This window comes from Pseudomonas sp. 8209 (genome assembly GCF_028682105.1).
Lineage (GTDB): Bacteria > Pseudomonadota > Gammaproteobacteria > Pseudomonadales > Pseudomonadaceae > Aquipseudomonas > Aquipseudomonas palmensis.
Genome location: NZ_JANIAH010000004.1, coordinates 54,382 through 68,428, shown reverse-complemented (window position 1 = coordinate 68,428; position 14,047 = coordinate 54,382). Strand labels below are relative to the sequence as shown.

The 14,047-nt window shown below is 62.7% G+C and carries 11 protein-coding genes; 3 read left to right on the top strand and 8 right to left on the bottom strand.

Translation table 11 applies throughout. The features are described from left to right. The first annotated feature begins 5 nt into the window (after positions 1-5). On the top strand, positions 6-3,659 hold the full coding sequence (locus tag NP552_RS09500) for a transporter substrate-binding domain-containing protein (protein WP_274096673.1): 3,654 nt from the start codon (positions 6-8) through the stop codon (positions 3,657-3,659). Between the two features lie 42 nt (positions 3,660-3,701). Here NP552_RS09500 and NP552_RS09495 read toward each other — a convergent pair whose 3' ends face one another. Continuing rightward, positions 3,702-4,046, bottom strand: coding sequence for a YggL family protein (locus NP552_RS09495; RefSeq protein ID WP_043864604.1), 345 nt, complete (start codon positions 4,044-4,046; stop codon positions 3,702-3,704). 215 nt (positions 4,047-4,261) lie between these two features. On the opposite strand from NP552_RS09495, the gene dacB reads away from it, so the two are divergent. Then, on the top strand, positions 4,262-5,725 hold the full coding sequence (gene dacB, locus NP552_RS09490; protein WP_043864605.1) for a D-alanyl-D-alanine carboxypeptidase/D-alanyl-D-alanine endopeptidase: 1,464 nt from the start codon (positions 4,262-4,264) through the stop codon (positions 5,723-5,725). Between the two features lie 85 nt (positions 5,726-5,810). On the opposite strand, the gene rlmKL is transcribed toward dacB, so the two are convergent. After that, on the bottom strand, positions 5,811-8,009 hold the full coding sequence (rlmKL, locus tag NP552_RS09485) for a bifunctional 23S rRNA (guanine(2069)-N(7))-methyltransferase RlmK/23S rRNA (guanine(2445)-N(2))-methyltransferase RlmL (RefSeq protein ID WP_054916208.1): 2,199 nt from the start codon (positions 8,007-8,009) through the stop codon (positions 5,811-5,813). A gap of 540 nt (positions 8,010-8,549) precedes the next feature. On the opposite strand from rlmKL, the gene rmf reads away from it, so the two are divergent. After that, a complete protein-coding gene (gene rmf / locus NP552_RS09480) occupies positions 8,550-8,765 on the top strand; it encodes a ribosome modulation factor (RefSeq protein ID WP_078479587.1) in 216 nt (71 codons plus the stop codon). Between the two features lie 94 nt (positions 8,766-8,859). Here rmf and NP552_RS09475 read toward each other — a convergent pair whose 3' ends face one another. The 6 genes from NP552_RS09475 to NP552_RS09450 all read right to left on the bottom strand — a co-directional run bounded on the left by NP552_RS09475 (position 8,860) and on the right by NP552_RS09450 (position 14,041). Further along, a complete protein-coding gene (locus NP552_RS09475; RefSeq protein WP_043864607.1) occupies positions 8,860-9,885 on the bottom strand; it encodes a quinone-dependent dihydroorotate dehydrogenase in 1,026 nt (341 codons plus the stop codon). Positions 9,886-10,039: 154 nt separating this feature from the next. Then, positions 10,040-11,083 (bottom strand): OmpA family protein, encoded by a 1,044-nt coding sequence (locus tag NP552_RS09470; RefSeq protein ID WP_043864608.1) that lies wholly within the window; start codon positions 11,081-11,083, stop codon positions 10,040-10,042. A 109-nt stretch (positions 11,084-11,192) separates the two neighbouring features. Then, positions 11,193-11,759 (bottom strand): RNA polymerase sigma factor SigX, encoded by a 567-nt coding sequence (gene sigX / locus NP552_RS09465; protein ID WP_010223317.1) that lies wholly within the window; start codon positions 11,757-11,759, stop codon positions 11,193-11,195. A 112-nt stretch (positions 11,760-11,871) separates the two neighbouring features. Next, a complete protein-coding gene (locus NP552_RS09460) occupies positions 11,872-12,696 on the bottom strand; it encodes a mechanosensitive ion channel family protein (RefSeq protein ID WP_043864609.1) in 825 nt (274 codons plus the stop codon). Between the two features lie 2 nt (positions 12,697-12,698). Next, positions 12,699-12,947, bottom strand: coding sequence for a hypothetical protein (locus NP552_RS09455; protein ID WP_043864610.1), 249 nt, complete (start codon positions 12,945-12,947; stop codon positions 12,699-12,701). A 98-nt stretch (positions 12,948-13,045) separates the two neighbouring features. Next, the gene (locus tag NP552_RS09450; RefSeq protein ID WP_043864611.1) at positions 13,046-14,041 is read right to left on the bottom strand and encodes a zinc transporter ZntB; all 996 of its coding nucleotides are present in this window, start codon (positions 14,039-14,041) and stop codon (positions 13,046-13,048) included. Between the last annotated feature and the right edge of the window lie 6 nt (positions 14,042-14,047).

The following is a 14,047-nucleotide window of genomic DNA, read 5'->3' as shown; positions in this document are numbered from 1 at the left end:
CGAGCATGGCCAAACGTCTTCTGTTGTTCTGCCTGCTGTTCGCCGGGGCCTGTCTCGCCCCTTCGCTCTGCGCCAACGAACCCGGCGAGCGCAGCTACGAGCTGCTCAGCCGCAGCGGCCTGGCGGCCATGGCTGTAACCCCCACACCGGCCCAGGCCGACTGGCTCGACAAGCATGACGTGCTGGTACTGGGCACTTCGGCACCGGACTACGCGCCGTTCGACATCACCGCCAGTGGCCGCGATTACGAGGGCCTGACCGCCGACTACGCCGGCCTGATCGGCAATACCTTGAACCGGCCCATTCGGGTCAAGCGCTTCGCCAACCGCGACAAGGCCCTGCAAGCCCTGATAGACGGGCACATCGACCTGCTGGGAAGTGCCAATGGCTACGATGCCGCCCTCCCCGAGGTGGCCCTGTCGCGCCCCTATGCCGAAGACCTGCCGGTGCTGGTCACCCGCGAAAATGAAACCCGGGCACTGGACAACGGCCTCAAGGGGCTGCGCCTGAGCGTGGTTGCCCATTACCTGCCATTGAGCGAGGTTCGCGCCACCTACCCCAACGCCACGGTGCAGACCTACAGCTCCTACCACAATGCCCTCAACGCGGTGGCCTTCGAACAGGCCGACGTGTTCCTGGGGGACGCCTTGTCGACCTATTACCAGATCAACCAGGGCTACCTGAAAAACCTCAAGATGGTGAACTTCGGCAAACACGAGCCTGTGGGCTTCAGCTTCGCCCTGCGCGCCGACAACCCGCTGCTGCTCGAGCTGGTCAATACCACCCTGGACGCGGTCACCAGCGCCATGCGCACCAGTATCTTCCAGCGCTGGAGCATCGGCGACGGCATGCTGCTGACTGATCGCAAGCTGCAACTTTCCCCACGCGAACAACGCTGGCTGGCGGCACACCCGGTGGTGCGCGTGGTGGTGGACGAAAACGCCGCGCCGCTGTCGTTCTACGACAGTGCCAACAACCTGCGAGGTATCGTTGCCGACCTGCTCGAGCTGATCCGTCTGCGCACCGGCCTGCGCTTCGAGATCCATCGCAGCGCCGGCATCAGCGACATGATCGACCAGTTGCACCAGGGTCGCGCCGACGTCATCGCCACCATCACCCCCAGCACACAGCGCGAAGCCACCCTGAACATCAGCCGGCCCTACCTGGAGAACGCCTACGTGCTGGTCACGCGCAAGGGCGAGGACGAACCTGCCTCGCTGCGCCAGCTGTATGGCAAGCGCCTGGCCGTGACCCGCGGCAGTACGCTCAACGACGGGCTGCGCATTCGCCATGGCGGCATCGAGCTGGTTGAAACGGAAAGCCCCGCAGCCTCCGCCGAACTGCTGTCGCGTCACCAGGTCGACGGCATGGTCACCGCGCTGATCAATGCCAATTTCAGGCTCACCACCCAAAAGCAGCTGATCATCCGCGCCAACATCGGCGACGAGCCGGCGACCTACTCCATGGCCACCGCCCAGGGCGCCGACGAACTGACCTCCATCCTCGACAAGGCCCTGCTTAGCATCCCGCCCCAGGAGCTGGGCGCAATCAATGGCCGCTGGCGCGATTTCAGCGGCGAACCCAGCTCCTACTGGCAAAGCCACCAGCGCTTCATCATTCAACTGGTGCTGGGCACTGGCCTGCTGCTGATCCTGTCGCTGGCCTGGAACGGCTGGATGCGTCGCCAGATCAAGAAGCGCGAGCAGATCGAGCGCGCCCTGGGCGACCAGCTCGAGTTCATGCGGGCGCTGGTCAACGGCACGCCGCACCCGATCTACGTGCGTGACCGCCAAGGCCTGCTCAAGAGCTGCAACGACAGCTACCTGCAGGCCGTTGAGGCGCGCGCCGAAGAGGTACTGGGCAAGTCCATCCACGATGCGCCGCTCACCGATGCCGACAATGCCAGTCAGTTTCAGGCGGACTACCAGCAGGTGATGAACGAAGGCCTGCCATTGATCGTCGACCGCCCCATGATGCTGAAGAACCGCGAGCTGACCATCTACCACTGGGTACTGCCGTACCGCGACTCGCTGGGCGAGGTACAGGGCATCATCGGCGGCTGGCTGGACATCAGCGACCGCCGCCAGCTGATCCAGGAACTGCGCCAGGCCAAGGAGCAGGCCGACAATGCCAACCGTGCAAAAAGCAAGTTCCTGGCCACCATGAGCCACGAGATCCGTACCCCCATGAGCGCGGTGATCGGCATGCTCGAGCTGGCACTCAAGCGCGCCGATGCCGGGCACCTCGACCGTCCCGCCATCGAGGTGGCCTACAGCTCGGCCAGGGACCTGCTGTCGCTGATCGGCGATATCCTCGACATCGCGCGTATCGAGTCCGGCCACATGAGCCTGAGCCCCCAGCGCGTCAACCTGGGTGAGCTGGTGGAGTCGGTGGGTCGGGTGTTCGAGGCCCTGGCCCGGCAGAAGGACCTCAGCCTGAGCCTGGTCATCGACGAGAGCGCCTGCCGCGACGTGCTGCTCGACCCGCTGCGCTTCAAGCAGATCCTCTCGAACCTGGTCAGCAACGCGATCAAGTTCACCGACCAGGGCCAGGTACGCGTGGACCTGGCCCTGCAACCGGGGGCCGGGCCCGATACCCTGCAACTGCTGCTCTCGGTCAGCGACAGCGGTATCGGCATCAGCGCGACCGACCAGCAGTACCTGTTCCAGCCCTTCGCCCAGGTCGCCCCCGACAGCCCGCTGGCACGCAGCGGCACCGGCCTGGGCCTGGTCATCAGCCGCAGCCTGTGCGCCATGATGGGCGGCCAGCTGACGCTGCACAGCGAACCGGGCACCGGGACCGAGGTGAAGATCAGCATGCCGCTGACGGGGCTGGCAGCCTGCGAGAAGCTCGCCGACCCCGTGCCCCAGCCGACCTTGCCGGCGCCGGCGGTGAAGGTGCTGGTGGTCGACGACCACCCGGCCAACCTGCTGCTGATGGGCCAGCAGCTGGACTTTCTCGGCGTGCAGCACACCAATGCCGACAGCGGCCTGAGTGCGCTGCAGGCATGGCGCCTGGAGCCTTTCGACGTGTTGATCGTGGACTGCAACATGCCGCAGATGGACGGCTACCAGTTGGCCCAGGCCGTACGCGAGGAAGAGCGCATACTCGGGCGCGCGCCCTGCACCATCCTGGCCTACACCGCCAACACCCAACCTGAAGTGCGTGATCGCTGCCACGCCGCTGGCATGAACGACTGTCTGCTCAAACCCATCACCCTGCATGAACTCAGCCAGCGCCTGAACGACGCTCCCCTGTCGGCAGGCCGCGCCCGTGGTGACATGCCCCTGATCGACCTGATGGGGCTGGGGCCGATCATCGGCAACGACCCAGGCGAACTGCGCCGCCTGCTCGAACAGTTGCTCAGTTGCGCCCCGATCGACCGTCAGCAGCTGCTCGACGCCGATACTCGCGGCTCGCCGGCAATACTCAGGGACGCTGCACACAAGGTGCTGGGGGTGGCGCGCATGGTGCAGTCCGAGGCGCTGATGCTGGCCTGCGAACGGCTGGAAGCGGCGTGCGAGGACGCTGCGCCAGAACCTGTGCTCAGGCGACGCAAACGGCAGGTGCTAAGGGCAATGAACGAGGTGGATCAGGCGTTGCGCGATACGCTGGAGGCGCTGTCGCAGCCCACGGGAGCGGGGCCGATGCAGGGGTAGAACGCAAGCGGCAGCCACCAGGGCTGCCGCTTTGACGAGGTATCAGCTAGCCGGGTTGACCGGCTTTTCCGGATACCAGGCATCCAGCAACGGGCTGACTTCGATCTTGGTCAGCTCGCTGCGGCCTTTGAGCCATGCCTGCACTGCAGCACGCTGCTCTTCGGTGACCGAGCCACGATCTGCCTTGCAGACCAGACCGAAGTCGTCGCCGCCGACGTAGTCCAGGCCGTTGGCATCCATGGCTTCATCCAGGAAGGCGTCGAGGAAAGCGTCAATGGCTTCGTCGGACAGGTCTTCCTTGAACTCCAGGTTCAGTTCGAAACCCAGCTCCTGGAACTCGTCTACACACAGTTTTTTACGCAGACGGCGGGAACGGTTGGTCGCCATGAAACAATCCTCTTAAGTAATAACGCGCGGCACTTTACCAGTTCCACCGCGAAACTGCCTGAATAAAACCCGAAAAATCGCCGCACTGACAGGCATTGTTAGGCACATGGGCAGCATGCGTGGTGCATAATGCGCGCTATATTTTTCCATACCGGGGCCGTCACCCTATTGCGCTCTGGTTTTTTTCACCCCTCGCCTGCAGGGTTTCAGTGCAAATGACCACATCTCTACGTTCACTGCTGTTCGCCGGCCTGCTGCTGCCACTGGCCATGCCGGCCCACGCCGCCCCCGTCAACACCACCCTTTCGCCCAAGGTGCAACAGGCCCTCAAGACCAACAAGCTCGACGGCTCCGCGCTGTCGCTGGTGATGCTGCCGCTCAATGGCCCGGGCACACCCACGGTGTTCAACGCCGATGTGTCGGTCAACCCGGCCTCGACCATGAAACTGGTCACCACTTATGCCGCGCTGGAAATGCTCGGTCCGACCCACCAGTGGAAAACCGAGTTCTACACCGACGGCACCCTGAGCAACGGCACCCTCAACGGCAACCTGTACCTCAAGGGCGGCGGCGACCCCAAGCTGAACATGGAAAAACTCTGGTTGCTGATGCGCGACCTGCGCGCCAACGGCGTACAGACCATCAATGGCGACCTGGTGCTGGACCGCAGCCACTTCGTGCAGCCCCAGCTTCCCCAGTTCAACGACGACGGCGGCGATGAAAACAAGCCGTTCCTGGTCAAGCCCGACTCCCTGCTGGTCAACCTCAAGGCCTTGCGCTTCGTGGCACGCAACGATGGCGGCAAGGTCCTGGTATCGGTAGAGCCGCCCATCGCCAGCATCCGCATCGACAACCAGGTCAAGGCGGTACCGGGCAACCAGTGCAAGGGCGAAGTGCGCTACAACCCGGTGACCCAGGCCGACGGCGTCAGCGTGGTGGTCAGCGGCCAGTTGGCTGACGGTTGCAACTCCCAGACCTACCTGGCACTGCTCGACCACCAGACCTACGCCGCCGGCGCGGTACGTGCCATCTGGAACGAACTGGGCGGGCGCATCATGGGGGCTGACCGGGTTGCCGAAGTTCCCAAGAGTGCACGCCTGCTGGCCCGCGCGTTCTCCCCGGACCTGGTGGAGGTGATCCGCGACATCAACAAATACAGCAACAACACCATGGCCCAGCAACTGTTCCTGAGCCTGGGCGCGCAGTACCGCACCGATGCCGACGGCGACGATGCCCGTGCCGCACAGCGCGTGGTGCGCCAGTGGCTGGCGAAGAAAGGCATCACCGCGCCGCATCTGGTCATGGAGAACGGTTCAGGGCTGTCGCGTGCCGAGCGTGTCAGCGCCAGGGAAATGGCCACCCTGCTGCAGGCAGCCTGGAAGAGCCCCTACGCTGCCGAATTCATCAGTTCGATGCCGCTGACCGGCATGGACGGCACCATGCGCAAGCGCCTCAAGCGCACCGCCATGACCGGTGAAGCACACATCAAGACCGGCACCCTGAATACGGTGCGTGCCATCGCCGGCTTCAGCCGCGACAGCAACGGCAACACCTGGGCGGTGGTGGCAATTCTCAACGACCCCAAACCCTGGGGCGCCTCGGCAGTGCTCGACCAGGTGCTGCTGGACCTGTACCGCCAGCCAAAGCTCAACAGCAGTACCGCAGCGCTGCAACCCTGAGCCGGGCTCAGGGCTCCACCCGGGCATGTAGGCGGTGGCTGCAAGGTAGCCACCCCCCACACGCCTGATCACATCCTGCGCGCCATCAGCGCGCCTGGATGCGCCATGCGCGGTGGATCTTGCTGTTGCGCGCGAAGTCCGGGTCCAGGGTCTGGGCGGTGATCTCCTCGACCGCGTAACGCTCCTGCAGGTGTTCGTCGAGCTGGAACTTGCGGAAGTTGTTGGAGAAATACAGCACGCCACCCGGTGCCAGGCGCGCAACGGCCAGGTCAAGTAGCTCCACATGGTCACGCTGCACGTCGAACACCCCTTCCATGCGCTTGGAGTTGGAGAAGGTCGGCGGGTCGATGAAGATCAGCTCGTACTCCTCGCGGCAGGCCTGCAGCCACGCCATCACGTCGCCCTGCTCCAGGCGGTTCTTGTCCGAGAAGCCGTTGAGCGAGAAGTTGCGCCGCGCCCAATCCAGGTAGGTTTTCGACAGGTCGACACTGGTGGTGCTGCGTGCGCCACCCTTGGCCGCATGCACGCTGGCCGTGGCGGTATAGCAGAACAGGTTGAGGAAGCGTTTGCCGGCCGCCTCGCGCTGGATGCGCATGCGCATCGGGCGATGGTCGAGGAACAGCCCGGTATCGAGGTAGTCGGTCAGGTTGACCAGCAGCTTGACGCCGCCTTCGCTCACCTCGGTGAACTGACCCTGGCTGCTCTGGCGCTCGTACTGCTTGGTGCCGGATTGCCGCTCGCGCCGCTTGATCACCACGCGGCTCTGGTCGATGTTCAGCGCCTGGGGGATCGCCGCCAGGGCATCGAACAGGCGCGCCTGGGCTTTTTCCGGGTCGATCGAGCGCGGCGCGGCGTACTCCTGAACATGCACCCAGTCATGGTAGAGGTCGATGGCCAGCGCGTATTCCGGCATGTCGGCATCGTAGACGCGATAGCAGGTGATGCTCTCGCGCTTGGCCCACTTGCCCAGCTGCTTGAGGTTCTTCTGCAGGCGGTTGGCGAACATCTGCCCGCCTTCGCTCAGACGCGCCGGCTCGCTGGCGACTGAAACCACGGGCTCGCTCGGCTCGCTGCCCCGCTCGCGCTCTGGCTGACGACGCTCGCCAGTGACGAACTGATCGGGCTGCACCCTGATCAGCAGCAGCTTGCACGGCAGCGCGCCGTTCCAGAAGGCGTACTGCTTGTGGCTGCGAATACCCATGCGCTTGCCCAGATCGGGCGCGCCGGTGAATACCGCCGCCTCCCAGTTCAGGCAGGCCTGGCGCAGGCGTTCACCCAGGTTCTGGTAGAGATACAGCAGGCTGGCTTCATCACCCAGACGCTCACCGTAGGGCGGGTTGCAGATTACCAGGCCCTTCTGGTTCTGGTCGGGACGCGGCTCGAAGCTGCCCACTTCGCCCTGGTAGATCTTGATCCAGTCGCTCAGGCCCGCACGCTCGACGTTGTTGCGCCCTGGCTGGATCAGCCGCGGATCGGCCTCGTAGCCGCGGATCCACAGCGGCGGACGTGCCAGCCCGGCTTCGGCGCGCGCCTTGGCCTCGTCGTGCAGCTTGCGCCACAGCGCCGGCACGTGACCCAGCCAGGCGCTGAAGCCCCAGCGCTCGCGGCGCAGGTTCGGCGCGATATCGGCGGCAATCATCGCCGCCTCCACCAGGAAGGTACCCACACCGCACATCGGGTCGGCCAGCGCGCCGCCCTGGGCGGCAATACGCGGCCAGCCAGCACGGATCAGCACGGCAGCGGCAAGGTTTTCCTTCAGTGGCGCAGCCCCCTGCTGCAGACGGTAGCCTCGCTGGTGCAGGCTGTGGCCGGACAGGTCCAGGGACAGAATCGCCTCGCCGCGTTCCAGGCGCAGGTGCACACGCAGATCGGGGTTGAGCTTGTCTACCGAAGGCCGCTCGCCCGCCGCATTGCGCAGCTTGTCGACGATGGCATCCTTGACCTTGAGCGCGCCGAAGTGGGTGTTGTCGATGCCCGAGCCGTGTCCGCTGAACTCCACGGCCAGGCTGCCGGTGGCTTCCAGGTGATCCTGCCAGTCGACGGCGTTGACCCCGTCATACAGGTCATCGGCGTTCTTCATGTTGAAGCGCTTGAGCACCAGCAGTACGCGGTTGCCCAGACGCGACCAGAGGCACAGGCGATAGGCGGTTTCCATGTCGGCTTCGCCGCGAATGGCCGAGGTGTGCTCTCGCACATCCTCCAGGCCCAGCCCACGGGCTTCTTCGGCAAGCAGGCCTTCCAGGCCCTTGGGGCAGGTGAGATAGAGTTCGAAACGGTCCGACATGAGTAATCCAAGCCTTGAGCAATAGGTGAAAAGGCAAGCGCATCGCCCCTTCGCTGTTTGATCGAACGCCTTCCAGCAGGCGTTCGAATGGCGCTGACATGGCGCCGGGCCGCCGGACAACGGCCATTTACCCCAGGGTAAAAAGGCTTTGATCGTCCGGCAGAATGAAAAATTCTAGTAAAACTGCGACTTTTTATGACCCTTCGTCGTTTTGAGCCCCTGCGTTGGAAGTGATTCTCAACGATGGCGTTCTGACCTGAGCCATGAGCAAAGCCTGATCATAGCTGGCTTTGCCTTCATTTCGCCGCTGAAGCAATTTTTTACTTATCCCCTGACCCTTGGAAAGGTTACGTCCTTATGACAAAACGATCATTCACACTGTGACCTGCATTGGTTAGAACTCGTATCAGGTTGTCCTGCAACGGGGCAACACTTCCAGCTCGCCACGCCGGCAGCGAGCGCATAACCGGCAGAACGATTCTGCCCGGCCTCAGCCGAGGCCGACGGGACATTACAGTCAACAAGTGAGGGCAACACCCTATGAGAAGACTTAAGCGTGATCCGTTGGAAAGAGCATTTTTACGTGGCTACCAATATGGGGTCACCGGCAAATCCCGCGAGCTTTGCCCTTTTACTCTACCGTCAGTACGCCAAGCCTGGGTCAACGGCTGGCGCGAGGGACGTGGCGACAACTGGGACGGTATGACCGGCACTGCGGGTATCCATAGACTCAACGAACTTCACGCCGTTGGCTGAACGAGGATCTGAATTCTAGTCACCATGCACGCTCTATCCGAGCGGCGGGCTGCGGCCCAGGGGCCCCTTTTGAGGGGCCCTTTTTTATGCCCGCTCAGCGTGGCCCCATGGCGGCGATGGCGTCCACCGACTCGCGAATCAGCGCAGGCCCCTTGTAGATGAACCCGGAGTAGATCTGCACTAGGCTTGCGCCGGCCGCGATCTTCTCGGCAGCGTGCTTGCCTTCGGTGATACCGCCTGCTGCGATAATCGGCAGCTTGCCACCCAGTTCGGCGGCCAGCATGCGCACCGTGTGTGTACTCTTGTCGCGTACCGGGGCGCCCGACAGCCCACCGGCCTCGTCAGCATGCGCCAGGCCTTCCACGCCTTCGCGGCTGAGGGTGGTGTTGGTCGCGATCACTGCGTCCATGCCAGTGGCCAGCAAAGCCGACGCCACCTGTGCGGTTTCCTCATCGCTCATGTCCGGGGCAATCTTGATGGCCAGTGGTACGCGCTTGGCATGGGTCAGGGCCAACGCCTCACGGCGCTCGGCCAGGGCCTGGAGCAGTTGCTTGAGCGAATCGCCAAACTGCAGGCTGCGCAGGCCCGGGGTGTTGGGCGAACTGACGTTGACGGTGACGTAGCTGGCGTGACCGTAGACCTTCTCCAGGCAGATCAGGTAATCGTCCACTGCCCGCTCCACCGGGGTATCGAAGTTCTTGCCGATATTGATGCCCAGCACGCCATGGTAATTGGCCGCACGCACACGCTCGAGCAGATGGTCGACGCCCAGGTTGTTGAAGCCCATGCGGTTGATGATCGCCTCGGCTTCAGGCAGGCGGAACAGCCGCGGCTTGGGATTGCCTGGCTGCGGGCGCGGGGTCACGGTGCCGATCTCGACGAAACCGAAGCCCAGTTGAGCAAAGCCGTCGATTGCGGCACCGTTCTTGTCCAGCCCCGCTGCCAGCCCGACCGGGTTGGCGAACTGCAAGCCCATGACGGTTACCGGCAACTGCGCCGGCGCCTTGGTCAACAGCCCGTTGAGGCCCAGGCGCCCACCTGCACCGATCAGGTCCAGCGACAGGTCGTGGGAGGTTTCCGGGGACAGTTTGAACAGCAGCTGGCGGGCCAGGGTATACATGGGCAGGCTTAGCTCGAGGTGTGGGAAGGCAGCGATTATAGCGGTGCAGCCGCCACGAAGACAGGCCCGCGTACGCCTTGCACCCACCGCCCGATCAAATCGCAGGCAAAGAAAAGCCCGGCCGGAGCCGGGCTTTTCTCAAGCGTCAGACCAATTACTTGGCTTGGGCTTCTACTTGAGCTTCAACGCGACGGTTGACAGCGCGACCAGCTTCGGTGGCGTTGTCAGCTACCGGACGGGTCTCACCGTAGCCAACCGATTCAACGCGGTTCGACTCAACACCGTACTGGTTGGTCAGAACCTGCTTCACGGCGTTTGCACGACGCTCGGACAGCTTCTGGTTGTAAGCGTCAGGACCGACGGAGTCAGTGTGACCTTCAACAGTGGTGGTGGTGGATGGGTACTGCTTCATGAAGTCAGCCAGGTTCTTGATGTCGCCGTAGCTGTTTGGCTTGACGACCGACTTGTCGAAGTCGAACTTGACGTCCAGCTCTACACGAACGACTTCAGCAACAGCCGGGCAGCCATCAGCGTCAACGGTGACGTTGGCTGGGGTGTCAGGGCACTTGTCGACGTTGTCGCACACGCCATCGTTGTCGCTGTCGGAGCAGACTTCAGCTACTGGAGCTGGCGCAGGAGTCGGTGCAACCTTGCCACCGCTACCACCGAAGTTCAGACCCAGACCCAGGGATGGGCCCCACTCGGTGTTGCCGTTGTCGATGTTGTACATCGCTTCAACGCCAGCACGGGCGAACAGGTTGTCGGTGATGTACCACTTGGCGCCAGCGCCCAGGTTGGCGAAGGTGGAGTGATCGCGACCGTTACGGGTAGCTTGGCCCAGGCTCTCGTGAGCGAAACCAGCCGATACGTAAGGACGGATTGCGTCACCAACGGTACCCAGGTGGTAGGTGGCGTCCAGCTTGGCCTTGGAACCTTTGATGTCCTTGTTGAACACGTCGCCACGAGCGTTGTGAGTCTCGTTGTAGCCCAGGTCCAAGGACACGTCGTCGGTCAGGAAGTAACCGAGGCGAACACCAGGATTGGTGCCGTCGTTCTTGAAGTTACGCTCGCTGTCGTAGTACTGCTTGGTGACGTTGCCTTCAATTTCGACTGCGCCTTGGCCTTGTGCCAGAGCGCCGAAGGAAGTTGCGGCAACAAAAGAACCAATGGCCAAGCCCAAGGTGTTTTTCAATTTCATCCGTTAAATCCCCATCTGGTGATTGTTAAGTAGTCCCACCAAACCCGGGGGACAACTCGTCGACAAGTTTAGCAGACCTTGTCGATACGTTAGAGATATTTGCGACTCACTAAGTTTCGGTGAGGCCCGCAAATTTCTCGCGTAGCTTGTCGAGCGCACGCTTGTAGCGCATTTTCGTGGCGCTCAGGCCCATGTGCATGATGTCGGCGATCTCCTGGAACTCCAGCTCTGCGACAAATCGTAGCACCAGGATTTCGCGGTCGATCGGGTTCACATGAACCAGCCATTTATCCAGCCCGCCTTTCTCTTCCGGTTTGGGGGCCTTCTCTTCAGAGGCCTCCTCGAGCGGATCGAGACTTAGCGCATCCATCAAACGACGTTTGCGCCGCTCCTTGCGGTACTGGGTGATGCATTCGTTGTAGGTGATGCTGTAGAGCCAGGTCTTGAATTTCGACTTGCCTTCGAAATTCTTCAGGCCGTACAGCACCTTCAACATCACCTCCTGACAGACATCGTCAGCATCCCGATCGTTCCCCAGATAACGTGCACACACGTTAAAAAGGGTCCGCTGGTAGCGCCGCATGAGCTCTTCATAGGCGCGAGTAACATGAAAAAGCTCCTCATGCGAACGCGCCACCAACTCCTCATCAGTGAGCTCGCGGGGGTCGTAACGCATGGGCAGCGAGTGAACTTTATTCAAAACAAATCTGGCCGACAGTCAGGTCATTGTCGCCGCTCGCCCTGCCTGGGCGATTTTGCGGCGGCATACATTAGCAGGATTTGCCCGGTTAGCGGCTACTGACCCGCTGCTCCAGGAGGATCCGGTTCGACAGCGATACCAGTTCACCCTCGTCGGTGAGCACGGTCGTCTTGACCGTGCCGATCTCTTCGATCTGCCCCTCGACCTCGCCAATCTGGACCTGCTGGCCGACCTGATAGAGCTCACGTACGTAAATTCCAGCCAGGATCTGCCCGGCGATTTCACGGCTGCCCAGGCCCATGGCCAGCGCAACTGCCAGACCAACGGTAATCAACCCGATGACAATCACGTGGTTGAGCAGGTCGGTCTTGACCTCCAACTGGCTGATGGCCACCGAAATGCTGATGATGATGACCAGGCCCTGGGCGATACGCCCGACCCCTGCGGCGTATTCCAGGCCGATGCCCTCGGCGGCACCGCGCACCAGGCCGTTGACGATCTGGGCCAGCAGCACACCGGCCAGCAGCACCAGCGCACCGCCAAACACCTTGGGCAGGTACAGCGCCAGCATGTCCAGGGTCGCCGAAACACGTTCAAGCCCCAGGGATTCGGCGGCCGAAACCAGGAAGATCAGCAGCACGAACCAGTAGACGATCTTGCCGATCAGCGTCGAGATCGGCACCTGGATGCCCACCCGGCTGAGCATCTTGGTCAGGCCGGTGCCGCCCATCAGGCGATCCAGGCCAAGCTTGGCCAGCAGCTTGGACAACAGGGTATCGAGCAGCTTGGCAACCACAAAGCCCAGCAGCACCACCACCAGCGCCCCAAACAGGTTGGGGATGAAGTTGGCGACTTTGGTCCACAAGGCGGTCATCGCCGCCACCAGGCTCTGGGTCCAGAGATCAAGTTCCATAATCAATCAGCCTTATCAGCTTTACGGGCAGAAGCGTTACGACGCACCGGCGCGACATGCGCCGAGCCATTGTTCACTGCGATCATCAGCGCCTGGCTCCAACGGCCGAGCAGGCTGAACAGATCGCCCGCGCCTACCTGACGGTTGGCGGTCTTGAGGACCCGGCCCAGGCAGGCGTCGTCGTCGCGGTCTTTGCCGGACGGCGAGGCCTTGAGCAGGTCCCGCAGGGATTCTTCAAACGGATCGTGCATGGGCACCTCGCGCAATGTCTGTCAAAGACGAGACGCTCATAGGGCGGGTCACATGAACAATCTGCGCAAATGTTGTAGGAAATTTCAAGAAAGTGCCCCTATACCCAGCGAAGACGGCGAAACAGCCACCATTGGCCCAGGGCCAGCACGAGCACCAGCAAGCTGGCATAAAGGAAACCATAGGGATTTTCCGAACCCGGAATGCCCCCCACGTTGATGCCCAGCAAGCCGGTCAAAAAGCTCATGGGCAGGAAGATACAGGTGATGATTCCGAAGCGGTACATGGTCTTGTTCATGCGTTCGCTCAGGCGCCGGTCCTCGCTTTCAAGCACCAGCGCCACGCGCTCGCGGGTCAGTTCCAGCTCTTCAAGGTAGCGGATCAGGCTGTTGTTGAGCTCGTTCCAGTAGTCGGCATCGTCCGGCGCGAACCATGGCCATTTGTTGCGCGCCAGCTGCGCATAGATTTCCCGCTGCGGCGCCAGGAACCGACGCAGGCCGGCGGCGCGCCGCCGCATCTGCTGCAGGCTGCCGTGCTCAGGCGTATACCGTTCGTCGGATTCGAGTTTTTCTTCCTCTTCATCCACCACTTCGGACAGGTCCGACACCAGCGCCTGGACCTTTTCGGTCAGCAACTGGGCCAGGCTCAGCAACAGCTCGGAGGCCGTGGTCGGGCCACGCCCCTCGTCCAGTTGCTGAAGCAGCTCGTCGGTGGCCCGCAGCGGCCGCAGGCGCAGCGAAATCACCCGCTGCGCCTGGGCGAAGATACGCACCGACACCATGTCTTCGGGTTCGGCGCCCGGGTTGAGGTTGACCCCGCGCAGAAACAGCAACATCTGCGCGTCCGGTAAAGGCACCAGGCGCGGCCGGGTGTTTTCCTCCAGCAGCAGGTCACAGGCGAAGGGGCTCAGGCCGCTGTCATGGCGCAGCCAGGTCTGGGTTTGCGGGTGGCTGCGATCCCAGTGCAGCCACAGGCTCTGCTCCGGCTGCAACTGCAGATCGTCCAGTTCGGTTCGAGCGATCGAACGCGCACCGCCCTTGCCATCGAGTACCAGGGCATGCACCAGCCCCCACTGCGCGTTTTCTTCCTCGAACATCCCTAC